This window comes from Aggregatibacter kilianii (assembly GCF_003129965.1).
Taxonomy (GTDB): Bacteria; Pseudomonadota; Gammaproteobacteria; order Enterobacterales; family Pasteurellaceae; genus Aggregatibacter; species Aggregatibacter kilianii_A.
Genome location: NZ_NRCJ01000013.1, coordinates 47,992 through 72,376 on the forward strand (window position 1 = coordinate 47,992; position 24,385 = coordinate 72,376).

Sequence of the window (24,385 nt, forward strand, 5' to 3'; positions counted from 1 at the left end):
TGGAGTCAAGATGTTCAGCTACACATAAAACACCCTAAAAATCAACCGCACTTTCAAGGAGAAATGCTTATGAAACTTAAAACTTTAGCCCTTTCTTTATTAGCTGCCGGCGTGCTTGCCGGTTGTAGCGCGCAATCTTCAGTGGACAATATGAAATCAGATAAAATTATTATCGCTCACCGTGGCGCAAGTGGCTATTTGCCGGAACATACGCTTGAATCGAAAGCGCTCGCTTTTGCACAACACGCTGATTACCTTGAACAAGACTTAGCCATGACTAAAGATGGTCGTTTAGTGGTGATTCACGATCACTTCTTAGATGGTTTAACCGATGTGGCGAAAAAATTCCCGCATCGTCACCGTAAAGACGGTCGTTACTACGTGATCGACTTCACTTTAAAAGAAATTCAAAGTTTAAATATGACAGAAAACTTTGAAACAAAAGATGGTAAACAAGCTCAAGTTTATCCGGGTCGTTTCCCTCTTTGGAAATCACACTTCAAAATCCATACTTTTGAAGATGAAATTGAATTTATCCAAGGTTTAGAAAAATCTACCGGTAAAAAAGTGGGGATTTATCCTGAAATCAAAGCACCTTGGTTCCATCATCAAAACGGCAAAGACATTGCAGTTGAAACCCTTAAGGTGTTGAAAAAATACGGTTATGACAAAAAAACCGATATGGTTTACTTACAAACTTTTGACTTCAACGAGTTAAAACGTATCAAAACCGAATTACTTCCGAAAATGGGTATGGATTTGAAATTGGTTCAATTAGTGGCTTATACCGATTGGCATGAAACCGAAGAGAAAAATGCGAAAGGCAAATGGGTGAACTATGACTACGATTGGATGTTTAAACCGGGTGCCATGGCGGAAGTGGTGAAATATGCCGATGGTGTTGGTCCGGGTTGGTATATGTTAGTCGATAAAGAAAAATCTAAACCGGGTAAAATCGAATATACGCCTTTAGTGAAAGAATTGGCGCAATATAAGGTTGAATTACACCCTTATACCGTGCGTAAAGATGCCTTACCTGAATTCTTCACTGACGTAAATCAAATGTATGATGCGTTATTGAATAAATCCGGTGCAACAGGTGTGTTTACCGACTTCCCTGATACCGGTGTGGAGTTTTTGAAAAAACATAAATAATGGATAAAAGGCGGACAATTTGTCCGCCTTTTACTTTCCTAAGAGTTAAGCAAATCAGCGCAAAAACGCCGGAATTTTGCTTTCGTATTCCGCGATTTTGTCTTCGTGTTGAAGGGTTAAACCAATGTTATCCAGCCCTTCCAACAAACAATGACGACGGAATTCGTCCAGTTCAAAGTGATACACTTTATCGCCGACGGTAACGGTCATGGCTTCCAAATCCACATGAATTTGTTTACCTTCATTCGCCCATACCCATTGGAAGATTTCTTCCACTTCTTCTTCGCTCAAGCGGATTGGCAACATGTGATTGTTCAAGCTGTTGTTATAGAAAATATCTGCAAAACTCGGGGCGATCATCACTTTGAAACCATAATCGGCGAGCGCCCAAGGCGCGTGTTCACGGGAAGAGCCGCAGCCGAGGTTTTTACGCGTGAGCAAAATCGTCGCGCCTTGATATTGCGGGTAGTTCAACACAAATTCCGGATTTGGCTTGGTGCCTTCCACATCTAAATAACGCCATTCGTGGAACAAATGTTTTCCGAAGCCCACGCGGGTAATGGCTTGTAAGAATTGTTTTGGGATAATCGCATCCGTATCCACATTCGCCGCGTCCAATGGTACGACTAAGCCTGAAAGTTGTTTAAATCCTGCCATCTTCTGCTCCTTAATTTAATTTTACGTCACGAATATCAACGAATTTACCGAACATGGCTGCTGCCGCTGCCATTGCTGGGCTGACCAAGTGGGTGCGTCCGTTACGGCCTTGGCGACCTTCAAAGTTACGGTTTGAGGTGGATGCACAGCGTTCCCATTCGCCCAAGCGGTCATCATTCATGCCTAAGCACATGGAACAACCCGGGTTACGCCATTCCGCGCCTGCTTCAATAAAGATTTTGTCCAAACCTTCTTTTTCCGCCTGTTCTTTCACCAAGCCTGAACCCGGCACCACTAAAATACGTTTTACATTCTCCGCTTTTTTGCGACCTTTCATTACCGCTGCCGCTTCGCGTAAATCTTCGATGCGTGCATTCGTACAAGAGCCGATAAACACTTGATCCACGGCAATATCTTTCAAATTGGTGTTGGCTTCCAAACCGATATAATGCAAGGCTTTTTCGGCGGAGGCGCGGGTGACGGGATCCGTCATTTCCGTCGGATTCGGCACTAATTGATCGATGCCGATGACTTGCCCCGGATTGGTGCCCCACGTCACTTGCGGTGCAATGTCTTTCGCTTCTAGCGTTACCACGGTGTCAAACTGTGCATCATCGTCAGATTTTAAGGTTTTCCAATATTCTACTGCGTCGTCCCAGTCCTTGCCTTTTGGCGCATGCGGACGACCTTTTAAATAAGCGAAGGTGGTTTCATCCGGTGCGATTAAACCTGCTTTTGCGCCCATTTCGATTGCCATATTGCACACGGTCATTCTGCCTTCCATAGAAAGATCGCGAATGGCTTCGCCGCAGAATTCCACCACATGACCTGTACCGCCTGCCATAGTAGTTTTACCGATGATAGCAAGAATGATGTCTTTCGCCGTAATGCCCGGCGCCACTTTGCCACGCACTTCAATTTTCATGCTTTTCGCACGCGCTTGTTTTAAGGTTTGAGTCGCTAAAACGTGTTCCACTTCGGACGTACCGATACCGAACGCCAACGCACCGAAAGCACCGTGGGTTGCCGTGTGCGAGTCACCGCAAACGATGGTCATGCCAGGAAGCGTTAAACCTTGTTCCGGCCCCATCACATGCACGATACCTTGTTCTTTGGTGTTCATATCGAACAATTGAATACCGGTGGCTTTGGTGTTTTTCTCAAGCTCTAAAACTTGAATTTTCGCCTGACCTTCAAGTTTGTTTACGTCACGCACTTGGGTGGAAATACTATGATCCATGGTGCCAAAGGTTTTTCTGACCTGACGCACTTGACGACCGGCAACGCGCAAGCCATCGAACGCTTGCGGTGAAGTCACTTCGTGAATCAAATGACGGTTAATATACAAAATCGGCGTCTCGCCTTCCGCTTCGTACACAATGTGCGAATCGAATAATTTTTCGTAAAGTGTTTTTGCCATAATGTTTTTCTCAATTCGTTAGGGAAGTACAGTTGAAAAATAATTTGAATTTTAACCGCACTTGTAGGGTGGGATTTATCCCACCAATAAATTCATTTTGTGAATGGTGGGATAAATCCCACCCTACGACTAGATCGCATCCGCAATCAACGTACCCATTTCCGCAGTTGAAATAGGCACAGAATCATCCGCTAAATCACCGGTGCGGTGACCTGCTGAAAGCACTTTTTGTACTGCATTTTCAATGGCATCCGCTGCATCATTTAAGTTGAAACTATAACGCAACATCATCGCCGCCGATAAAATCTGCGCGATTGGGTTGGCAATACCTTTGCCGGCGATATCTGGCGCAGAGCCGCCTGCCGGTTCGTATAAGCCGAAACCTTCTTCGTTTAAGCTTGCAGACGGCAACATGCCCATAGAACCTGTGATCATTGCCGCTTCATCGGAAATAATATCGCCGAAAATGTTCGAGCAGAGTAGCACGTCGAAAGATTCCGGTGCTTTGATTAACTGCATGGTGGCGTTGTCGATATACATATTTTCAACGGTCACTTCTGGGTATTCTTTCGCGATTGCCGCTACGGTTTCACGCCATAAAATAGAGGCTTGTAACACATTGGCTTTATCCACAGAGGTCACGTGTTTACGACGTTTCATCGCCGCTTCAAATGCTGCACGGGCGATACGTTCGATTTCATATTTGTAATACACTTCCGTGTCAAAAGCTTTAGTTTGTGCGCCTTCGCCTTCACGTCCTTTCGGTTGACCGAAATAAATCCCGCCTGTTAATTCACGTACCACGACCATGTCAAAGCCTTTCGCTGCAATGTCTGCGCGCAATGGACAGAATTTTTCCAAACCTTTGTAAAGGGTCGCAGGGCGAAGATTGCAGAATAATTTGAAGTGTTTGCGTAACGGCAACAATGCACCGCGTTCCGGTTGTTGATCCGGTGGTAAATTCGTCCATTTCGGACCGCCCACGGAACCAAATAAAATCGCATCCGCATCTTCACAACCTTTCAAGGTTTCCGCCGGTAACGGGCAACCGCAATTATCAATTGCCGCACCGCCAACGAAAAATTCGTTGAAATTGAATTTCACGCCGAATTTATCTTGCACTTTGTTTAATACTTTAATGGCTTCTGCCATCACTTCCGGACCGATACCGTCGCCGGGGAGAACTGCGATGTTGTATGATTGCATTTGGGTTTTCCTATTTCTGTGTAGGGGCAAATTACATTTGCCCTGATGTTCCATTAACTTCTTTGGGCAAATGTGATTTGCCCCTACGTGATCTTACTGATTCTTATGCCCTTTAATATCCGCCACCTTATGCGCGCGATAAATCGCATTAATCGCATGCACTAACGCCAACGCAGAAGATTCCACAATATCTGTCGCTAAGCCGACACCGTGGAATTTACGACCTTCGTGTTCCACCACAATATCCACTTGACCTAAGGCTTCGGCGCCTTCGCCTTTTGCCGTTAAGTTATAGTGCGACATTTTGATGTCTAAACCGGTTAAGGTCAAAATCGCGTTATATACCGCATCGACCGGGCCGTTGCCGCCGATGGAGGAGGTGCTTAATTTCTCGCCGTCCAATTTTAATTGAACGAAAGCCGTTGCCGGGTATTCTTTGGTGGAGTGGGCGGAAAGTTTGTCCAATACCAAGCGATCTTCGTCGCCCTGTTGCATATCGATGAACGCCAAGGCTTCTAAGTCGTAATCGAACACTTGACCTTTCTTATCCGCCAATTTCAAGAAGGCATCGTACAATTTATCCAAATCGTAATCTTGTTCGGTGTAGCCCATGTCGGTCATGTGGCCTTTCACCGCGGCACGACCGGAACGGGCGGTTAAGTTTAATTTTTCTTTCTTCAAGCCGATGGTTTCCGGCGACATGATTTCGTAAGTATTTTTGTTTTTCAACATACCGTCTTGGTGAATGCCGGAGGAGTGCGCAAAAGCGTTAGAACCGACGATTGCTTTGTTCGGTTGAATCGGCATATTACATAATTGGCTCACCATTTGGCTCACGCGATGAATTTCTTGGGTGTTAATGCGCGTATCGACGCCGAATAATTCTTGACGGGTTTTGATTGCCATCACCACTTCTTCCAACGCCGTGTTGCCCGCACGTTCGCCGATGCCGTTAATGGTACATTCAATTTGGCGTGCACCGTTTTGCACAGCGGTTAAGGAGTTCGCCGTTGCCATGCCTAAGTCGTTGTGACAATGCACGGAAATGATGGCTTTGTCGATGTTCGGTACGCGGTTGCGCACTTGGGCGATGATGTTGCCGTATTCCGTCGGTAAGCAGTAGCCCACGGTGTCTGGAATGTTCACGGTGGTGGCGCCGGCGTTGATGGCGGCTTCCACAATGCGGCAGATATTGTCGATACCGGTACGGCCAGCGTCTTCGCAGGAAAATTCCACGTCGTCCGTGTAGTTACGGGCGCGTTTTACTGCTGCCACTGCCATTTCCACTACATCATCAAAGGTGCGTTTTAATTTGGCTTCCACATGCAAGGCGGAGCTGGCGATAAAGGTGTGAATACGAAATGCTTCCGCCACTTTCAAAGCTTCAGCTGCAGCATCAATATCTTTCTCTACGGCGCGGGATAATGCCGCCACACGGGAATTTTTAATATGGCGCGCGATGGTTTGCACGGATTCAAAATCCCCTTGGGAGGAAACAGGAAAGCCCACTTCCATCACATCCACGCCCAAGCGTTCTAACGCCAAGGCGATTTGCAATTTTTCTTTTACGGTTAAACTTGCTTTCAACGCCTGCTCGCCGTCACGCAAGGTGGTATCAAAAATAATCACGCGATCTGTCATAACAATTTCCTTCTTTAATCACTCCGAAAGTGCGGTCATTTTTTACGGTGTTTTTAAAACGAAAAAACCCGCAAACTGAAGTGCGGGTTACGATTCGGGTGTTTCTACATTTGACTGTTCTTCATCCACAACTTAGCCGCACAACGAGTGTGAGAGCAGTAGGTTGAGAGATAAAGAAACGTGATAAAACATAGAAAATCCTAATGAATAAAATCTGTAAGAACGCGCCACATATTACGGATTTAATTTTTTCTGTCAAACATTAATTCAGCATTTTCTTTTTGTTTTTGCTGATTTTGTGAAATTAAATTAGAGGTAAAATTTAAAATTTTCGAACTTGGCAGTAAAATATTCCAATTTTATTGCGAATCACCCGTTTTTATCCTGACGTAATTTTATTTGCTAAATAGTTCTACTTTTTTACGTTAGCGGAGAAAAATAAAAGTGCGGTGGTTTTTGCCGGCGTTTTTTTGTAGGGGGACTGTGCCCGCCCGTCAATATCAAATCAAAACTTGGGCGGGCACAGGACCCGCCCCTACGTTTTCTATTAAAGAAAATTAACGTTGATCTGATAAATTAATGTGTTAACGCCCAAGTGCTGTCTGTTCGCAATTCCAAATGCTTCTCATGTAATGCCACCAGTGTCGAACGGTGTCCCACACTGATAATCGTGGTTTTCGGTAACTCACGGCGAATCAAACGATACATGGCATCTTCCAAGCCTTCGTCAAGGCTGGCGGTGGCTTCGTCTAAAAATGCCACTTTCGGTTTGTGTAGTAATAAGCGGGCGAAGGCAAGGCGTTGTTGTTCACCGAGGGATAAAATCCGACTCCAGTCCTGTTCTTGCGCTAAACGATCCTGCAAATGGGCGAGTTGCACTTGTTGCAATATGTCATTCACTTTCACCAAATCCGCCTGCGTGGTGGAGTCTGGGTAATAGAGCGCGGTGAGTAAATCCCCTTGCGGCAGATAGGGGCGCTGTGAAAGGAACAGGCTGTTGTGTTGCGGGCAGAATACATTTCCTTGCGCATAAGACCACAAGCCGGCGACGGTTCTTAATAAGGTGGTTTTGCCCACACCGGATTGTCCTTGAATCAGCAAGGAATCGCCCTGCGGCAGGGTGAGGTTGAGATCTTTAATAAGCGTTTTACCAAGAGGCGATTTCACACTTAGATGCTGAAAAATAACATCCGTCGGGTGGTCGGCAATGTGCGTTTTGCTTTCTTTTTGCGATGCTTCCACGCTGTATTGGAAACCGGTTAAACGGTCTAATGTGGCTTTATATTCGGCGAAATTGTCGTAAGTGTTACGGAAAAAGGAAAGATTGGAATGCAATTTGCCGAACACTTGCAAGGTTTGCATTAAATCGCCCAGCTTAATTTGTTTTTCAAAATAGCGTCCCACCTGAATCAGTAACGGGAACACGACGGAAATCTGGCTTACCACCAAGTTAAATCCGGAAAATTTCAATGCTCGAAATACAATGTCCCACATATTGTTGATCACCGCGCGGAATTGTTTGTAGAGCTGGTTTTTTTCCACTTTTTCGCCGGCGTAGAATGCGATACTTTCGGCGTATTCTTTCACGCGGATTAAGGAATAACGGTAGTTCGCGTTTAACTTTTCGTTGGCGAAGTTGAGGCGGATCAACGGTTTCCCGAGCCAGAAGGCGATGAGTGTGGTGAAGATCACATAAGCAAACACCAAGAATACCATCATGTGCGGGATTTCGACACCCAATAAACTCATCGGTCCTGCCAAGCCCCAAAGCATGATGGTGTAGGAAATCATGGAGGTGACGGCGTCGATCACACCGGTGCTGAGGGAAAGGGTGGTTTTGACGTAAGATTGCACATCTTGTTGAATCCGTTGATCGGGGTTATCCAAATTGTGTCCGCTGTACTGACTTTTGTAATAAGCGCGGTTGCTCATCCATTTTTCCAGCATTTCGCTGTTCAGCCATTCAATCCAGTTAATGGAAAAGCGTTGATTCAAATAATAGCTGATAAGCGCCGCTGTGACCGAGAAACCGGCGATGAAACAGAATAGTACCATTTGTTCCCAAAACACCGGTTGGTTAAATTCCTGCAATGCGGTGTACATATTGTTGTACCAAACGGAGTGAACCAGGCTCAGGCGCACGCTGAATAAGGTTAAGGTCACGATCAGTGCGAAAAATAAGAGCGGTTTGATGCTGCGTTTCGGCGAAAGATAGCCGCCCGCGAACATCCAGAATTGTTTGCCCCAGTTGGTAAAACGTACCAATAAAAAGATACTGAAGCTGAAAACGACGGCGGTAATTGCCAGCGTTTTGGCAATCCAAAGTAACGAGGTAATAACTTCTTGAGTGTAATCCATCATGTCATCCGATAAGCAAAAAAGTGCGGTTCATTTTAAAAACATTTTCTCATTAGGCAAGTAAAAATGTGATGGAGTCGGCATTTTTTCGTTTTATTTCAGCAAGTGAAAAATCAACTTGTTATAATCTTTTTTAGTTAATTTTGTTTGAGGTAAATATGAGCGATATTGCAATAACGATCAGCCTGTTGGCGTTGGTTGCCGTGATCGGGCTGTGGATCGGACATTGGAAAATCAAAGGTGTCGGTTTCGGCGTGGGGGGCGTGCTATTCGGTGGGATCATCGTGGCGCATTTTACCAATGAATACGGGTTAAAACTGGATATGCACACGTTACATTTCGTGCAGGAATTCGGTTTGATCCTTTTTGTTTATACTATCGGGATTCAGGTCGGTCCCGGCTTTTTCTCGTCATTACGCCGTTCAGGGTTAAAACTGAACGGTTTTGCATTTTTAATCGTGTTGCTTGGCGGGCTGACCGTGGTGTTAATTCACAAAATTGTTGGCGTACCGTTGGATATTATCTTGGGGATTTATTCCGGTGCGGTAACCAATACGCCGTCGCTCGGTGCGGGGCAACAGATTCTGAGCGAATTGGGCTTTGCCGACGCTAACACCACCATGGGGATGGCGTACGCCATGGCATATCCGTTCGGTATTTGTGGCATTTTGCTGTGTATGTGGCTGATTCGCCTCGCGTTTAAAGTGAAAGTGGATGAGGAAGAACGCAATTTCCAACACGAAAGCGGGCAGGATAAGGAATCCCTAGGATCCCTTAACGTGAAAGTCACCAATAAGAATCTGGACGGCTTGCGTTTAGTGGATATTCCGGGGTTTGAAGCGCATGATGTGGTCTGTTCCCGCTTGAAACGCGGCGACAACATCAGCGTGCCGAAAGCCGATACGGAAATTTTTCTGGATGACGTGTTGCATTTGGTGGGTGAAGTGCCGGCACTGAAAAAAATGCGTTTGGTTATCGGCGATGAACTGGATTTGCCGATTTCCAACATCAGCGGCGAAATTCGCGCCGAACGGGTGGTGGTGACCAGTGAAAAAGTGCTGGGTAAAAAAATCAAATCTTTGGGCATTCATCAAAAATACGGCGTGGTGATTTCCCGTTTAAACCGTGCCGGGGTGGAATTGGTGCCGACCGCCAACACCAGCCTGCAATTCGGTGACGTGTTGCACATGGTAGGGCGTACCGACGTGTTAAATAACGCCATTTCCGTCATCGGTAACGCCGAACAAAAACTGCAACAGGTGCAAATGTTGCCGGTATTTATCGGGATCGGCTTGGGGGTGCTGTTAGGCTCCATTCCGTTTTACATTCCCGGCTTCCCGGTGGCGTTGAAACTCGGTTTGGCGGGAGGCCCGTTAGTGGTGGCATTGATTTTGGCGCGCATCGGTAGTGTCGGCAAACTCTATTGGTTCATGCCGCCGAGCGCCAACCTTGCCTTGCGTGAAATCGGTATCGTGCTGTTCCTTGCCGTGGTAGGGCTGAAATCCGGCGGCAGCTTCTTGGACACGTTGTTGAACGGTAACGGGTTGGAATGGATGGGCTATGGCGTGATTATCACGTTGGTGCCGTTGCTGATCACCGGCATTGTCGCCCGTTTATACAGCAAACTGAATTATCTTTCTCTGTGCGGCGTGCTTGCCGGCTCTATGACCGATCCGCCGGCGTTAGCTTTTGCCAATGCCATTAAAGAAGACAGCGGCGCGGCGGCATTGTCTTATGCCACGGTATATCCGCTCGCCATGTTCCTGCGGATTATTTCGCCGCAATTATTGGCATTGCTGTTGTGGAGTTTTGCCTAGTCAAAAACGTGATGAAAACCGACCGCACTTTTATGCGACGACACATTCCGTCGTGTAAAGTGCGGTCGTTTTTTTGACTGTTTCCGAATGTTTGCTTCACAGACTAGGCAAGATCCATTAGAATGAGCCGATTTTTGTTAACACAAAAGGAAAAAATATGAGCAAACCGATTTATAAAAGAATTCTGTTAAAACTCAGTGGTGAAGCCTTACAAGGCGACGAAGGATTCGGTATCGATCCTTCCATTTTGGATAGAATGGCGTTAGAAATTAAGGAGCTCATCGAAATGGGCGTAGAGGTGGGCGTTGTGCTCGGCGGCGGCAATTTATTCCGTGGCGCCAAACTCGCCAAAGCCGGTATGAACCGCGTTGTGGGCGACCACATGGGAATGCTGGCGACCGTCATGAACGGCTTGGCTATGCGTGATGCGCTACACCGCGCTGATGTGAACGCCAAGTTAATGTCCGCCTTCCAGTTAAACGGCATTTGCGACACTTATAACTGGTCCGAAGCCATCAAAATGTTACGCGAAAAACGCGTCGTCATCTTCTCTGCCGGCACCGGCAGCCCGTTCTTCACCACCGACTCCGCCGCCTGTTTACGCGGCATTGAAATTGAAGCGGACGTGGTGTTAAAAGCCACCAAAGTGGACGGCGTATATGACTGCGACCCGGCAAAAAACGCCAATGCTAAACTGTATAAAAACTTAACTTACGCGGAAGTCATCGACAAAGAGTTGCAAGTGATGGACCTTGCCGCCTTCACCCTTGCCCGAGACCACGGCATGCCGATTCGCGTGTTCAACATGGGCAAACCGGGCGCATTACGCCAAGTTATCCTCGGCACCGACGAAGGCACCACGATTTGTTAAGTTGAACTTAGTAAAAAAGAAAAACGGTAGAAATCATTTCTACCGTTTTTTGTGTTTATAAAAATTTATCGATTAGGGTAAAGTATTTGTGGAGGCTGTAATAAACAACTTTTATCGGTTAGCATATCGCAAGCCGTTGCACATAAGCCTTCAACGACTGTCCGACAATTGCTTCCACCTTTCGCTTCACATTGTTCAATGACATCTTGGTTCGCGTACTTTTTATTCAGTCCAAAACCGAGTACATCAAAGTAAGAACCGTTACGCATCCCAATGCCACTTGATAAACAAACATTACTATAAGAGATGACGGCATTACAACCGGTATTACCTTCATCACGACATTGTTTTAAGGCATCTTCTTCAGCATCTTTTTGAGAAGTATGCGCTTTACTGGATTCCCACATCATTTTTTTATTATCCGGTGAGCCGGCAATGCTCATCCATAAACTTTGTCTTCCGAAATGCGAGGTAAGTTTATTGTCATCATTAAGCACTCCATCCAGATCTTGGCAGCTAAATTCTTTATCAATGTCACCAAACCATGTATCAGAACGGTGTGATGTTATTTTCCCGTCAAGATCGGTGAAAATATAGCTCCAAAGGTACTTGCCTGTGTATTGGCGTTCTTTTTTGACATAGATTGTAGTACCGCCATAACTGTTATAACTACGTCCTACTTCCCGATCAACTATTTGGGAGGATGGTTTCGCAAAACCATAAATGATAAATGGTTTGTCATTATCCTTACACATTTTTTCAGTTGTCGGTGTAAGACCTTCACTAGCCAGGTATTCGTTGATATGTTTACCTGACCAATATAATGTTGTGCCCGGATGAACATAAGTTGCACAACCCAATAATAATGTAGCTGAACCCAATACTGCGCTTAGACGCAAAGTGTGTTTTTTCCAGAAAGACATAGTAAATCCCTAAGTTATTGAATCGGCTAATTGTATTTTAAAGCCATAGTTATCACAACAGGGAAACCATATTTCAAAAATAAAAGATTCAAAATTTTACAAAAATCCAGTAAAATCACGCCGTTTTATCTTTATTTACTGAAAAGGAAAGTTGAATGATTAATCAAATTAGACAAGATGCCGAAGAACGTATGGAAAAAAGCCTGGAAGCATTAAAAGGGCACATTGCGAAAATCCGTACCGGCCGTGCGCAGCCAAGTTTGTTGGATGCGATTCAAGTGGATTATTACGGTTCTGCAACACCGTTGCGTCAATTGGCGAATGTAGTGGCGGAAGATGCGCGCACCTTGGCGGTGACCGTGTTCGATCGTTCTCTGATTCAAGCGGTGGAAAAAGCCATTTTAACGTCTGATTTGGGTTTAAATCCGTCTTCTGCCGGCACGACTATTCGTGTGCCGCTTCCACCGTTAACGGAAGAGCGCCGTCGTGATTTAATCAAAATCGTGAAAGCGGAAGGCGAGCAGGGCAAAGTGGCGATTCGTAACGTACGCCGTGATGCGAACGATAAAATCAAAGCGTTGTTAAAAGACAAAGAAATCAGCGAAAACGATCAGCACAAAGCGGAAGACGTGATCCAAAAATTAACCGACGGCTTCATCAAAAAAGTGGATGAGGTGTTGGCGGACAAAGAAAAAGAATTGCTTGATTTCTAATATTGAAAATCGCTAAACACGGACGCAGTGGTTTACTGCGTCTTTTCGTATGCGGGCGTGATTGCCCGCTGAACCTGCAAAGTGCGGTCGGAATTTTATGCAAAATAAACAAAAAGTCGTGATTCTCGGTGCGACGGGCTCTATCGGCAACAGCACCCTTTCGGTGATTGAACACAACCCGGAAAAATATGAGGCGTTCGCCTTGGTGGGCGGTTCCAATGCGGCGGCGATGTTTGAAAAATGCCTGAAATTCCGACCGCACTTTGTTGCTTTAGCGGATGAAAGTGCGGCGAAAATTTTGCGTGAAAAATTGGCGGCACATCAGCTTCCGACGCAAGTGTTGGCAGGGCAGCAAGCTATTTGCGAATTGAGCGCACACCCTGATGCGGATATGGTGATGGCGGCGATTGTGGGGGCGGCAGGGCTATTGCCGACCTTGTCTGCGGTGAAAGCGGGCAAAAAAGTCTTGCTGGCAAATAAAGAAGCGTTGGTCACTTGCGGTCAGATTTTTATTGATGCGGTGAAACAGCATGGTGCGCAATTATTGCCGGTGGACAGCGAACATAACGCCATTTTCCAATCCTTGCCGCCGCAGGCGCAACAACACATCGGCTTTTGTCCGCTGGCGGATTTGGGTATTAGCAAAATCGTGCTGACCGGCTCCGGCGGGCCGTTCCGTTATACGGACTTAAGCGAGTTCGACGGCATTACGCCGGAACAGGCGGTGGCACATCCGAATTGGTCTATGGGCAAGAAAATTTCCGTGGATTCCGCCACTATGATGAACAAGGGGTTGGAATATATCGAAGCGCGCTGGCTGTTCAATGCGTCCGCCGACGAAATGGAAGTCATCATTCACCCGCAGTCGATTATCCATTCTATGGTGCGTTATATTGACGGCAGCGTCATCGCGCAAATGGGCAATCCGGATATGCGCACGCCTATCTCGGAAACCATGGCGTATCCGCACCGCACTTTTTCCGGCGTGGCACCCTTGGATTTTTATCAATTAAACGGGCTGACGTTTTTAGCGCCGGATTATCAACGTTATCCTTGCTTGAAACTCGCTATTGATGCTTTTGCCGCAGGGCAATACGCCACCACGGCAATGAACGCCGCCAATGAAGTTGCGGTGCAGGCGTTCTTAGATCGTCAAATTAAATTTACCGACATCGCCAAACTTAATCAGGCGGTGGTGGAACAAATTCAGTCGCAACAAATCAAACAGATTGATGATGTGTTGGATGTGGATCGTGCGGCGCGTGAATGCGCGCACAATCAACTGGCGCATTGGTCACATTGATATTTTGAGCTGAGAAAGGATAATGACAGAACTGGATCCGAAGAATATTCCGCAACATGTCGCCATTATTATGGACGGCAACGGGCGCTGGGCGAAACAACAAGGCAAAATGCGTATTTTCGGGCATAAAAACGGCGTTGCCGCAGTGCGTGAAGCGGTATCTTATGCACGCAAAATCGGCGTGAAATACTTAACCTTGTATGCCTTTAGCAGCGAAAACTGGAATCGCCCGGAGCAGGAAGTCAGCGCGCTGATGAATTTATTTATGCAGGCGTTGGATTTTGAAGTGAAAAAACTGCATAAAAATAATATTCGATTAAAAATTCTAGGGAATACCTCCAGATTTAGCGAAAGTTTGCAGGAAAAAATTAAGAAGGCGGAAAAATTAACGGAAAATAATACCGCACTTACCTTAAATATTGCGGCAAATTACGGCGGACGTTGGGACATTGTGCAGGCGGCACAACAGTTGGCGCAAAAAGTGCAGGAGGGTCAACTTGTTGTGGCGGACATTGATGAAACCTTGTTACAACAACATTTGGTGACGCAGGACGAGCCGGAAGTGGATTTGCTTATTCGTACCAGTGGCGAGCAGCGTATTAGTAACTTCCTGTTGTGGCAAACCGCCTATGCCGAATTTTATTTTTCCGATGTGCTTTGGCCGGATTTTAACGAGGCCGAGTTTCATCAGGCGATTGTATCTTATCAACAACGTCATCGTCGTTTCGGCGGGACGGAATAACAGAGGAATGTATTGTGCTTAAACAACGGGTTTTATCGGCGATTGTACTCATTGCCATTGTCTTCGCCGCGTTATTTTTATTCTCACCTTATTACTTTGCTTTGGCATTGGGCGCAGTTGTGGTGTTAGGCATTTGGGAATGGACGCAATTTTTTAATTTCAAACAACCTGTCTTTTGGCGTTATGCGATCAGCGTGTTAAGTGCGGTGTTTTTGTTCCTCTGGATTTATGACGAAGGCAATTATCTGGATGCCGGTCGGGTATTTGAAAATTATGCACAACCGATTTTATTGGGCGCCGTGATTTGGTGGTTAGTCGCGTTATCCTTTGTGGTTTCTTATCCGAAAAGCAGCAACCTCTGGGCGAAACATTCCGTACTGCAATTTTTCTTCGCATTCTTTACCTTGATTCCGTTTTTCATCGGCGTGTTATTACTCCGTTTAGACAATTATGTGGCGCAACCGTATCATGGCATCATGTTGCTGTTGTATGTGTTTATTCTGGTTTGGGTGGCGGATTCGGGCGCCTATTTTGTCGGTCGTAAATTCGGTAAACATAAACTGGCGCCGAAAGTGTCACCGGGTAAATCCTGGCAGGGTGCCATCGGCGGTTTGGTGATGGCGGGTATCGTGTCGGCAATTTTCGTGAATGTGGCGCAACAAAACCTGATTAAAGATGTTTCACCCGTAGCATTTATTGCGCTGTCCGTGGTGACTGTCGCGGTTTCCATTTTAGGCGATTTGACGGAGAGTATGTTCAAACGCCAAAGCGGGATTAAAGACAGTAGCAACCTGATCCCGGGCCATGGCGGCATTTTGGATCGTATTGACAGTTTAACTGCCGCCGTACCGTTCTTTGCGTATTTCTATTTCTTTGTGTTGTAGGATCGACGATGTCATTTTTGTGGTCAACAGTTTCATTTCTGATTGTTATTGCCGTCTTGGTGGCGGTACACGAGTACGGGCACTTTTGGGCGGCAAGAAAGTGCGGTGTAAAAGTCCATCGTTTTTCTATCGGTTTCGGCAAAGTCATTTGGGCGCGTACCGATAAAAAGGGGACGGAGTTTGCCGTGTCCGCGATTCCCCTCGGCGGTTATGTGAAAATGTTGGACGGGCGGAATGAAGAGATTCCGCCTGAACTGGCGTCGCAAGCCTTTGATAATAAAACCGTCGCGCAGCGTGCGTTCATTATCGCCGCAGGGCCTTTAGCCAATTTTTTATTTGCTATCTTTGCCTATTTCCTAATTTACACCATCGGCATTCCAAGCGTTAAACCGGTTATTGAAGAAGTAAAACCGAACTCCATTGCGGCAATGGCGCAGGTTCAGCCGAATACCCAAATCACCGAAGTTGACGGTGTTTCTACGCCGGACTGGGAAACCGTGAATATGCTGTTAGCCACTAAATTAGGTGAGCACACAGTGGATATTACTTTGGTGGAACTCGGTTCAAATGTAGAACAACATAAAACCCTGGATATTTATTATTGGACCTTTAATCCGGAAAAAGAAAGCGCCTTCGGTTCATTGGGTATTGTGCCGATCAGAACCAAAGTGGAGATGACTTTGTCTAAAGTCACCGACAATTCCCCGGCGCAAAAAGCAGGTTTATTGGTCGGCGATAAATTATCTTGGGCGGACGGTAAGAAAATGGTCTGGCAGGATTTTGTCGAACAGGTTCAACTGGGTAAGCCGTTAACGATGAAGGTCGAGCGCAACGGTGAATGGCTGGAGAAAACCATTACCCCCGAACTTAATGACAAAAAGCGTTGGTTTGTGGGCATTTCGCCGACTTTTTACCCGGTGGCGGATGAATATCGTACCGAATTAAAGTATGATATGCTCGAATCCTTACAGAAAGCGGTTGAAAAGACGTTCCAGCTGTCTTGGTTAACCGTGAAAATAATCGGTAAATTGCTTATCGGCGAATTATCATTAAATAACTTGGGTGGTCCGATTTCCATTGCGCAGGGCGCAGGTGCATCATCTGAGTTAGGATTAATTTATTACCTGAGCTTTATGGCATTAATCAGCGTGAATTTGGGTGTGATGAACCTCTTCCCGTTGCCAGTGCTTGATGGCGGGCATTTAGTCTTTTTGGCGTTGGAAGCTCTTAAAGGAAAACCGATTTCCGAACGCGTTCAAAATATCAGTTATCGAATTGGTGTGGTCTTATTATTGATGTTAATGGGATTCGGGCTGGTGAATGATTTTTTACGTTTAATTTAGTTTTTATACAGGATAAAAATGACGATGAAAAAACTTTTAATTGCAAGCTTATTGTTTAGCTCAACCGCTGCTCTTGCAGGACCTTTCGTAGTGCAGGATATTCGTGTTGACGGTGTTCAAGCCGGAACCGAAGGCAATATTATCGCAAGTCTGCCGGTACGCGTCGGACAAAAAATCAATGATGCTCATATCGCCGGTGTGGTGCGTAACCTGTTTTTAAGCGGTCAATATGAAGATGTTAAAGCCTCCCAACAAGGCAATACCTTAGTCATTTCCGTGGTGCCGAAAGCGATCATTTCCGATGTGGTGCTGGACGGCAATAAATCCATTCCTGACGATGCATTAAAACAAAATTTAAATGCTAACGGTTTCCAAAAAGGCGACGTCTTGAATCGTGAAAAGCTTGAAGCCTTCCGTAAAAGTTTAGAAGAGCATTATCACAGTGTCGGTCGTTATAACGCAAAAGTGGAAACCATCGTAAATCCGTTGCCAAATAACCGCGCCGAAGTAAAAATTCAAATTAAAGAAAATGATGTGGCGTTATTGAAAGGGGTGACTTTTGTCGGTAACCAAGCCTTTGATAGCGACAGATTGCAAGATCAAATGGAACTTCAGCCGGATGCTTGGTGGAAATTATTCGGCAATAAGTTTGATTCCACTCAATTCTCCAAAGACTTGGAAACCATCCAAAATTATTATCTTGATCGCGGTTATGCCAAAGCGCGAATTGTGGATAGCGATGTTCAACTAAATGATGAAAAAACGGAAGCTCGCGTCACCATTAATGTTTCCGAAGGGGAAAAATATACAGTCAACAGTGCGCGTATTGTGGGCGATGTCGGTGGTATGCGTGATGAATTAGCGCCATTATTAAAACAGGTTCACATTGGCGAAGAATTCCGCCGTAGTGACGTGCAGGCAGTAGAAAGTAGCATCAAATCCACCTTGGGTGAACGTGGCTACGGTAGCGCACAAGTGAATGTTCAACCTGATTTCAATGATGACGCCAAAACCGTCGGATTAAGTTTTGTGGTGGATGCCGGCAAACGTTATTCCGTTCGTCAAATTCGTTTCGAAGGCAATACCGTTAGCGCCGACAGTACATTACGTCAGGAAATGCGCCAACAAGAAGGTAGTTGGTTGTCCACCGATTTAGTTGAGTTGGGTAAAGTGCGGTTGGATCGTACGGGATTTTTTGAGACCGTAGAAAGCCGAACCGAACCTGTTGAAGGCACTAACGATGAAGTGGATGTGATTTATAAAGTGAAAGAACGCAACACCGGTAGTATTAACTTCGGTGTGGGTTATGGTACGGAAAGCGGCTTAAGCTATCAGGCAAGTATCAAACAGGATAACTTCCTCGGTATGGGGTCTTCTTTAAGTTTGGCGGGCTCCCGTAATGACTATGGCACCAGCGTCAACTTAGGCTATAACGAACCGTACTTCACTAAAGACGGCGTGAGTCTTGGCGGTAATGTCTTCTTTGAAAAATACGACAACTCCAAAAATTCCACTTCCGCGTCCTATGCGCGTACGACCTACGGCGGCAACTTAACTTTAGGCTTCCCGGTAAATGAAAATAACGCCTACTATATCGGTCTGGGTTACGCTTATAACAAACTGAAAAATATCACACCTGAGTACAATCGCGCATTGTATTTAGCCTCCATGAATTACAACGAATGGACGTTCAAATCTCACGACTATGATATTTCCTTCGGTTGGAACTATAACAGTCTGAACCGTGGTTTCTTACCGACACGCGGGGTGAAAGCCTCCATCGGTGGTAAAGTGACCATTCCGGGCTCCGATAACAAATACTATAAACTCAATGCTGATGTGCAAGGTTTCTATCCGCTTAACCGCGACCAAACCTGGGTGTTATCCGGTCGTTTAGGCGCGGCGTATGCCAACGGTTTCGGCGGTAAACGCTTGCCGTTCTATCAAACTTATACCGCCGGCGGTATCGGTAGCCTACGCGGCTTTGCCTATGGGGCGGTTGGTCCACAAGCGATTTATATTAATCCGAATGTATGTAGTGGCAACGGCGTAAGTGTAAATTCAGATTGTTACAACTTGGTCAATGGCGACATTGTTGGTGGTAACGCCATGGCAACCGCTAGTGTGGAGCTGATTGTGCCTACACCGTTTGTTGCAGAGAAAAATCAAAACTCCGTGCGGACTTCCTTCTTCGTGGATGCGGCAAGTGTATGGGACACTCACTGGAAATCGGAAAAAGCGAAATTTGCCAACCTGAATTTGCCTGATTACGGTGATCCTTCCCGTATTCGTGCTTCTGCCGGTCTTGCTTTCCAATGGCAATCTCCAATCGGTCCGTTGGTCTTTTCTTATGCGAAACCGATTAAGAAATATGAGAACGATGATATCGAACAGTTCCAATTTAGTATTGGCGGTACGTTCTAATCCGGCTGAACTTATATAGAGCAAGGGACTCTAAAAAATGTCGGTGTCGGTTGTACGGCACCGAAAAAATTCACATTTAATTTACCAAAAGGAAAAATTGAAAATGAAAAAAATTGTAAAATTAACCGCACTTTCTTTAGCGTTAGCGTTCACTTCTTCTATGGCAATGGCGGATGAAAACATTGCTTTTGTTAGCGCAGAATACCTTTTCCAAAATCATCCGGATCGTAAAGCGGTAGCGGATAAATTAGAAGCCGAATTCAAACCGACCGCAGATAAATTGGCGGAAAACAAAAAGCAAATTGATGCAAAAATTGCCGATATTCAGAAAAAAGTAGAAGCGAAAGTGGCGGCGTTACAAAAAGATGCGCCGAAATTACGTTCTGCGGACATCAAAAAACGTGAAGACGAAATCAATAAATATGCGAATGACCAACAAGCAGAAATTAATAAGCTAATTACGGCGCACGATCAAAAAGCGAAAGAATTCCAAGAAAGCTACGCTAAACGTGAAAACGAAGAAACGGCAAAACTGGTTGCCAGCATTCAAACAGCAACCAACAATATTGCCAAACAAAAAAATTATACTTTAGTGTTGGATGATCGTTCCGTCGTGTATGGCGTGGATGGCAAGAACATCACTGAAGAAGTGTTAAAAGCAATTCCGGCACAGGCTAAATAATGAGAACCTATTCTCTTTCAGAATTAGCACAACAAATCGGCGCTACCATTCGTGGTAACGCCGATGTTGTTGTTAGCAACATCGCGCCTTTAGATAAGGCGAATGAACAGCAGTTGACCTTTATTTCCAATGCTAAATTCCGTGAATTATTGAAACAGTCCAAAGCGGGCATTTTGGTGGTGTCCGAAGCGGATATTGAATTTTGCTCCCCTGAAAGCAACCTGCTCATCGTTAAAGATCCTTATGTGGCGTATGCCAAATTGGCGCAATACATGGACAATACACCAAAAGCGGCAAGTGGAATCGCAAAAAGTGCGGTCATTTCTGACGACGTTTTTCTCGGAGAAAATGTGTCAATTGGCGCGAATGCGGTGATCGAATCCGGAGTTGAATTGGGCGATAACGTGGTTATCGGTGCCAATTGCTTTGTGGGTAAAAACACGAAAATCGGTGCGCATACCCAACTTTGGGCGAACGTGTCCGTGTATCACGACGTACAAATCGGTCAGCATTGTTTGATTCAATCCGGTGCAGTGATTGGCAGTGACGGCTTTGGTTACGCCAATGAGCGCGGCAAGTGGATTAAAATTCCGCAAGTGGGGCAGGTGATTATCGGTAATCACGTAGAAATCGGTGCGTGCACCTGTATTGATCGCGGCGCGTTGGATCCAACAGTCATTGAAGATAATGTGATTATCGACAACTTGTGTCAAATTGCCCATAACGTCCACATTGGCACCGGCACTGCGGTAGCGGGGGGTGTGATTATGGCGGGCAGTCTGACGGTGGGGCGTTATTGCTTAATCGGCGGCGCCAGTGTAATCAACGGACACATGGAAATCTGCGATCAGGTGACGATTACCGGCATGGGCATGGTGATGCGTCCGATTACGGAGCCCGGCGTGTATTCTTCCGGTATTCCGTTACAGACAAACAAAGAGTGGCGAAAAACTGCCGCATTGACCCTCGGCATCGACGGCTTGAACAAACGCGTGAAAGCGTTGGAGAAAAAATTAAAATAAGTGTGGGAAGAAGGTAGTTCATTTTGTGTTAAGCGCACAAATAACGTATAATCCGCGCAGATTTTTATTTATTATTTTAGTATTAAAAGGTAAACCCGTGACTGAACAAACCTCAAGAATTATTGAATCGCACGAAATGATGCAATTGTTGCCGCATCGTTATCCGTTTTTATTAGTTGATCGCGTGATTAACTTTGAAGAAGGCAAATGGCTGACGGCGATTAAAAACATTAGTGTAAACGAACCTTGTTTTACCGGCCATTTTCCGGGTAACCCGATTTTACCGGGTGTATTAATTCTTGAGGCATTGGCGCAAGCCATGGGGATTTTGGCGTTCAAAACCCACGAATTGGCAGGTGGCGAAATTTTCTATTTTGCCGGTGTTGATGAAGCCCGCTTTAAACGCCCGATTGTACCGGGTGATCAAATGGTGTTACACGTTGAAGTGATCAAAGAGCGTCGCGGCATTACCGCATTCACCGCAACCGCAACTGTTGACGGCGAAGTGGCTTGTGAAGCAAGATTAATGTGTGCACGTCGCAAAGCATAACCATCATTCTAAGGGGATAAACATGATTCACCCAACTGCAAAAATTCACCCTCAGGCGATTGTCGAAGAGGGCGCCAAAATCGGCGAAAACGTGGTTATCGGTCCGTTTACCATTATCGGTAAAGAGGTTGAAATCGGTAAAGGCACCATTGTTCATTCCCATGTGGTCATTAATGGCAACACCAAGATCGGTGAAGATAACGAAATTTATCAATTCGCCAGTATCGGTGAGGTTAACCAAGATCTGAAATATCAAGGCGAACCGACCCACGTAGTGATCGGCAACCGCAACCGTATTCGCGAAAGTGTGACCATTCATCGCGGCACCGCACAAGGCGGCGGTGTCACCAAAATCGGCGACGATAACCTATTCATGATCAACGTACATATTGCTCATGATTGCCTGATTAAAAACCGTTGTATTCTTGCCAATAACGCCACGCTTGCAGGTCATGTCGAATTAGATGATTTCGTGATTGTGGGCGGCATGTCGGCGATTCACCAATTTGTGGTGGTGGGCGCGCATGTGATGTTGGGCGGCGGTTCTATGGTCAGTCAGGATGTGCCGCCGTATGTCATGGCGCAAGGTAATCACGCCCAACCGTTTGGCGTGAATATTGAAGGCTTAAAGCGTCGTGGTTTCGACAAGCCGACGATGCGCACCATTCGCAACGTGTACAAAATGATTTATCGCAGCGGAAAAACCTTGGAAGAAGTGATGCCGGAAATTGAACAAATTGCCGAAACCGAATCCGCAATCAGCTTTTTCGTGGAATTCTTCAAGCGTTCTACGCGTGGCATCATTCGCTAACCCTAACAGGTAAAACATTTCATTTTCCGACCGCACTTTGAGCTTAACAATCCAAAGTGCGGTCGTTTTTTTCAGAGCTTTTATATGTCAGATTCAATTTCAACCCAAGATTCTCCTTTGATTGCCATGATTGCCGGCGAAGTGTCGGGCGATATTCTCGGTGCCGGCTTGGTGAAAGCCCTCAAAATGCGTTACCCTAACGCCCGTTTTATCGGCATCGGCGGACCGCGCATGATTGCCGAAGGCTTTGAAAGCCTGTTTGATATGGAAGAACTTGCCGTCATGGGATTGGTGGAGGTTTTAAAACATCTGCCGCGCCTGCTGAAAATTCGTCGCAGCATTCTGCAGCAGTTATTGGCGTTGAAACCGGCTGTTTTCATTGGCATTGACGCACCGGATTTTAATTTGGACGTCGAACTGAAACTCAAACAAAACGGCATCAAAACCATTCACTACGTTAGTCCGTCGGTGTGGGCATGGCGTCAGAAGCGCGTGTATAAAATCGGCGCGGCAACGGATTTGGTGCTCGCCTTTCTCCCTTTTGAAAAAGCCTTTTACGATCGCTACAATGTGCCTTGTCGCTTTATCGGGCATACCATGGCGGACGCTATTCCGTTGAAACCGAATCGCACGGAAGCCTGTCGTTTGCTGAATCTGGACGAAAACCAATGCTATCTTGCCATTCTTGTGGGAAGTCGGGCTTCCGAAGTGGAATTCCTTGCTGAACCCTTTTTACAAACCGCCCGATTATTGCGGCAACGCTATCCCGATTTACAATTCCTGGTGCCGTTAATTAACGCCAACCGCCGTGCACAATTTGAACATATCAAACAACGCGTTGCCCCCGAATTAGATGTTATTCTGCTGGACGGCAATGCGCGTGCCGCCATGATTGCTGCTGAAGCAACATTGCTTGCCTCGGGTACGGCGGCGTTGGAAGCCATGCTGTGTAAATCGCCGATGGTGGTGGGATACCGCATGAAAGCGTTCACCTATTTCCTGGCGAAGCGTTTGGTCAAAACCAAGTACATTTCCCTGCCGAATTTATTGGCGGATGAGATGCTTGTACCGGAATTAATTCAGACAGAATGCAATCCTGCCAATTTAGCGGAGAAACTGTCGGCGTATTTGGATACAAATGAAAGTGCGGTTAAAAATCGCAACGTTTTAATTCAGCGTTTCACCGAGTTACATAAAATGATTCAATGTGATGCGGATCAACAGGCGGCACAGGCGGTAATTGATTTATTGGAGCAAAAGAATGGATAAATTTACCTATCCTCAAGGCTACGAACTGATCGCCGGTGTGGATGAAGTAGGGCGTGGGCCTTTAGTCGGCGCGGTAGTGACGGCGGCGGTGATTCTGGATCCCGATAATCCCATTGAGGGGCTTGCCGACTCCAAAAAGCTCTCTGAGAAAAAACGCTTGTTGCTGGCGGAAGAGATTAAGGAAAAAGCCTTGGCATGGGCGTTAGGCCGGGCGGAACCTCATGAAATTGATGCGTTAAATATTTTACACGCGTCCATGCTAGCCATGGAACGGGCGGTAAAACACCTGAAAATTCAACCGCACTTTGTGTTGGTGGACGGCAATCGGATTCCGTCAAATTTGGCGATACCTGCCCAAGCGGTGGTGAAAGGCGATGCGTTGGTGGCCGAAATCAGTGCGGCGTCTATTTTGGCAAAAGTGGCGCGGGATCAGGAAATGATCGAATTAGATAAAAAATATCCGCATTATGAATTTGCCAAACACAAAGGTTATCCGACCAAGCTGCATCTGGAAAAATTAATGGAATTCGGTGTATTGCCCGAATATCGTCGTAGTTTTTCACCTGTTAAAAAATTACTAAAATCGCTATAATT

21 protein-coding genes are annotated in these 24,385 nt (G+C 46.0%); 15 read left to right on the plus strand and 6 right to left on the minus strand.

Going from position 1 to position 24,385, the window contains the following annotated elements; all coding sequences use genetic code 11:
• Window positions 1-69: 69 nt before the first annotated feature.
• Window positions 70-1,155, plus strand: coding sequence for a glycerophosphodiester phosphodiesterase (gene glpQ / locus DK430_RS10400; protein ID WP_109078991.1), 1,086 nt, complete (start codon window positions 70-72; stop codon window positions 1,153-1,155).
• 54 nt (window positions 1,156-1,209) lie between these two features.
• Here glpQ and leuD read toward each other — a convergent pair whose 3' ends face one another.
• The 5 genes from leuD to DK430_RS10425 all read right to left on the minus strand — a co-directional run bounded on the left by leuD (window position 1,210) and on the right by DK430_RS10425 (window position 8,437).
• On the minus strand, window positions 1,210-1,812 hold the full coding sequence (gene leuD / locus DK430_RS10405; RefSeq protein ID WP_109078992.1) for a 3-isopropylmalate dehydratase small subunit: 603 nt from the start codon (window positions 1,810-1,812) through the stop codon (window positions 1,210-1,212).
• Between the two features lie 10 nt (window positions 1,813-1,822).
• The gene (leuC, locus tag DK430_RS10410) at window positions 1,823-3,232 is read right to left on the minus strand and encodes a 3-isopropylmalate dehydratase large subunit (RefSeq protein ID WP_109078993.1); all 1,410 of its coding nucleotides are present in this window, start codon (window positions 3,230-3,232) and stop codon (window positions 1,823-1,825) included.
• Window positions 3,233-3,361: 129 nt separating this feature from the next.
• Complete coding sequence (gene leuB / locus DK430_RS10415) at window positions 3,362-4,438, minus strand: 3-isopropylmalate dehydrogenase (RefSeq protein WP_109078994.1); 1,077 nt, start codon at window positions 4,436-4,438, stop codon at window positions 3,362-3,364.
• 93 nt (window positions 4,439-4,531) lie between these two features.
• A complete protein-coding gene (leuA, locus tag DK430_RS10420; RefSeq protein ID WP_109078995.1) occupies window positions 4,532-6,079 on the minus strand; it encodes a 2-isopropylmalate synthase in 1,548 nt (515 codons plus the stop codon).
• A gap of 576 nt (window positions 6,080-6,655) precedes the next feature.
• Entirely contained in the window at window positions 6,656-8,437 is a 1,782-nt protein-coding gene (locus DK430_RS10425; protein WP_109078996.1) for an ABC transporter ATP-binding protein/permease, read from the minus strand.
• A 158-nt stretch (window positions 8,438-8,595) separates the two neighbouring features.
• Between DK430_RS10425 and DK430_RS10430 the strand changes: the two genes are divergently transcribed.
• Window positions 8,596-10,254 carry a putative transporter gene (locus DK430_RS10430; protein ID WP_109078997.1) on the plus strand — a complete coding sequence of 553 codons (1,659 nt, stop codon included), beginning with the start codon at window positions 8,596-8,598 and terminating at the stop codon, window positions 10,252-10,254.
• 157 nt (window positions 10,255-10,411) lie between these two features.
• Window positions 10,412-11,125 carry a UMP kinase gene (gene pyrH / locus DK430_RS10435; RefSeq protein WP_109078998.1) on the plus strand — a complete coding sequence of 238 codons (714 nt, stop codon included), beginning with the start codon at window positions 10,412-10,414 and terminating at the stop codon, window positions 11,123-11,125.
• A gap of 65 nt (window positions 11,126-11,190) precedes the next feature.
• Here pyrH and DK430_RS10440 read toward each other — a convergent pair whose 3' ends face one another.
• Window positions 11,191-12,048 carry a DUF4189 domain-containing protein gene (locus DK430_RS10440; RefSeq protein WP_109078999.1) on the minus strand — a complete coding sequence of 286 codons (858 nt, stop codon included), beginning with the start codon at window positions 12,046-12,048 and terminating at the stop codon, window positions 11,191-11,193.
• 155 nt (window positions 12,049-12,203) lie between these two features.
• Here DK430_RS10440 and frr point away from each other — a divergent pair, with 155 nt between their 5' ends.
• The 12 genes from frr (at window position 12,204) to rnhB (ending at window position 24,383) form a co-directional block, all read left to right on the plus strand.
• Window positions 12,204-12,761, plus strand: coding sequence for a ribosome recycling factor (gene frr, locus DK430_RS10445; RefSeq protein ID WP_109079000.1), 558 nt, complete (start codon window positions 12,204-12,206; stop codon window positions 12,759-12,761).
• 97 nt (window positions 12,762-12,858) lie between these two features.
• Entirely contained in the window at window positions 12,859-14,064 is a 1,206-nt protein-coding gene (gene ispC, locus DK430_RS10450; RefSeq protein WP_109079001.1) for a 1-deoxy-D-xylulose-5-phosphate reductoisomerase, read from the plus strand.
• Window positions 14,065-14,086: 22 nt separating this feature from the next.
• Window positions 14,087-14,806 (plus strand): polyprenyl diphosphate synthase, encoded by a 720-nt coding sequence (gene uppS, locus DK430_RS10455; RefSeq protein WP_109079002.1) that lies wholly within the window; start codon window positions 14,087-14,089, stop codon window positions 14,804-14,806.
• A gap of 14 nt (window positions 14,807-14,820) precedes the next feature.
• Window positions 14,821-15,690: a phosphatidate cytidylyltransferase gene (locus tag DK430_RS10460; RefSeq protein WP_109079003.1), complete on the plus strand. Its 870-nt coding sequence runs from the start codon at window positions 14,821-14,823 to the stop codon at window positions 15,688-15,690.
• Window positions 15,691-15,698: 8 nt separating this feature from the next.
• A complete protein-coding gene (gene rseP, locus DK430_RS10465) occupies window positions 15,699-17,033 on the plus strand; it encodes a sigma E protease regulator RseP (protein ID WP_109079004.1) in 1,335 nt (444 codons plus the stop codon).
• Between the two features lie 24 nt (window positions 17,034-17,057).
• Window positions 17,058-19,457, plus strand: a complete 2,400-nt coding sequence (gene bamA, locus DK430_RS10470; protein ID WP_109079017.1) for an outer membrane protein assembly factor BamA — start codon at window positions 17,058-17,060, stop codon at window positions 19,455-19,457.
• A gap of 103 nt (window positions 19,458-19,560) precedes the next feature.
• On the plus strand, window positions 19,561-20,139 hold the full coding sequence (locus DK430_RS10475) for an OmpH/Skp family outer membrane protein (RefSeq protein ID WP_109079005.1): 579 nt from the start codon (window positions 19,561-19,563) through the stop codon (window positions 20,137-20,139).
• Complete coding sequence (gene lpxD, locus DK430_RS10480; protein WP_162616833.1) at window positions 20,139-21,161, plus strand: UDP-3-O-(3-hydroxymyristoyl)glucosamine N-acyltransferase; 1,023 nt, start codon at window positions 20,139-20,141, stop codon at window positions 21,159-21,161. Before DK430_RS10475 ends, lpxD begins: the two co-directional genes overlap by 1 nt.
• 139 nt (window positions 21,162-21,300) lie before the next feature.
• Window positions 21,301-21,711: a 3-hydroxyacyl-ACP dehydratase FabZ gene (gene fabZ, locus DK430_RS10485; RefSeq protein WP_162616836.1), complete on the plus strand. Its 411-nt coding sequence runs from the start codon at window positions 21,301-21,303 to the stop codon at window positions 21,709-21,711.
• A 22-nt stretch (window positions 21,712-21,733) separates the two neighbouring features.
• Complete coding sequence (gene lpxA / locus DK430_RS10490; RefSeq protein ID WP_109079007.1) at window positions 21,734-22,522, plus strand: acyl-ACP--UDP-N-acetylglucosamine O-acyltransferase; 789 nt, start codon at window positions 21,734-21,736, stop codon at window positions 22,520-22,522.
• Window positions 22,523-22,606: 84 nt separating this feature from the next.
• Window positions 22,607-23,791, plus strand: a complete 1,185-nt coding sequence (gene lpxB, locus DK430_RS10495) for a lipid-A-disaccharide synthase (protein WP_109079008.1) — start codon at window positions 22,607-22,609, stop codon at window positions 23,789-23,791.
• Complete coding sequence (gene rnhB / locus DK430_RS10500; RefSeq protein ID WP_109079009.1) at window positions 23,784-24,383, plus strand: ribonuclease HII; 600 nt, start codon at window positions 23,784-23,786, stop codon at window positions 24,381-24,383. Before lpxB ends, rnhB begins: the two co-directional genes overlap by 8 nt.
• Window positions 24,384-24,385: the final 2 nt, after the last annotated feature.

Excerpts from the sequence above, each read along its gene's own strand:
- glpQ (WP_109078991.1), top strand. The coding sequence starts at position 70 with ATGAAACTTAAAACTTTAGCCCTTTCTTTATTAGCTGCCGGCGTGCTT.
- leuD (WP_109078992.1), bottom strand. The coding sequence starts at position 1,812 with ATGGCAGGATTTAAACAACTTTCAGGCTTAGTCGTACCATTGGACGCG.
- leuC (WP_109078993.1), bottom strand. The coding sequence starts at position 3,232 with ATGGCAAAAACACTTTACGAAAAATTATTCGATTCGCACATTGTGTAC.
- leuB (WP_109078994.1), bottom strand. The coding sequence starts at position 4,438 with ATGCAATCATACAACATCGCAGTTCTCCCCGGCGACGGTATCGGTCCG.
- leuA (WP_109078995.1), bottom strand. The coding sequence starts at position 6,079 with ATGACAGATCGCGTGATTATTTTTGATACCACCTTGCGTGACGGCGAG.
- DK430_RS10425 (WP_109078996.1), bottom strand. The coding sequence starts at position 8,437 with ATGGATTACACTCAAGAAGTTATTACCTCGTTACTTTGGATTGCCAAA.
- DK430_RS10430 (WP_109078997.1), top strand. The coding sequence starts at position 8,596 with ATGAGCGATATTGCAATAACGATCAGCCTGTTGGCGTTGGTTGCCGTG.
- pyrH (WP_109078998.1), top strand. The coding sequence starts at position 10,412 with ATGAGCAAACCGATTTATAAAAGAATTCTGTTAAAACTCAGTGGTGAA.
- DK430_RS10440 (WP_109078999.1), bottom strand. The coding sequence starts at position 12,048 with ATGTCTTTCTGGAAAAAACACACTTTGCGTCTAAGCGCAGTATTGGGT.
- frr (WP_109079000.1), top strand. The coding sequence starts at position 12,204 with ATGATTAATCAAATTAGACAAGATGCCGAAGAACGTATGGAAAAAAGC.
- ispC (WP_109079001.1), top strand. The coding sequence starts at position 12,859 with ATGCAAAATAAACAAAAAGTCGTGATTCTCGGTGCGACGGGCTCTATC.
- uppS (WP_109079002.1), top strand. The coding sequence starts at position 14,087 with ATGACAGAACTGGATCCGAAGAATATTCCGCAACATGTCGCCATTATT.
- rseP (WP_109079004.1), top strand. The coding sequence starts at position 15,699 with ATGTCATTTTTGTGGTCAACAGTTTCATTTCTGATTGTTATTGCCGTC.
- bamA (WP_109079017.1), top strand. The coding sequence starts at position 17,058 with ATGAAAAAACTTTTAATTGCAAGCTTATTGTTTAGCTCAACCGCTGCT.
- DK430_RS10475 (WP_109079005.1), top strand. The coding sequence starts at position 19,561 with ATGAAAAAAATTGTAAAATTAACCGCACTTTCTTTAGCGTTAGCGTTC.
- lpxD (WP_162616833.1), top strand. The coding sequence starts at position 20,139 with ATGAGAACCTATTCTCTTTCAGAATTAGCACAACAAATCGGCGCTACC.
- fabZ (WP_162616836.1), top strand. The coding sequence starts at position 21,301 with ATGCAATTGTTGCCGCATCGTTATCCGTTTTTATTAGTTGATCGCGTG.
- lpxA (WP_109079007.1), top strand. The coding sequence starts at position 21,734 with ATGATTCACCCAACTGCAAAAATTCACCCTCAGGCGATTGTCGAAGAG.
- lpxB (WP_109079008.1), top strand. The coding sequence starts at position 22,607 with ATGTCAGATTCAATTTCAACCCAAGATTCTCCTTTGATTGCCATGATT.
- rnhB (WP_109079009.1), top strand. The coding sequence starts at position 23,784 with ATGGATAAATTTACCTATCCTCAAGGCTACGAACTGATCGCCGGTGTG.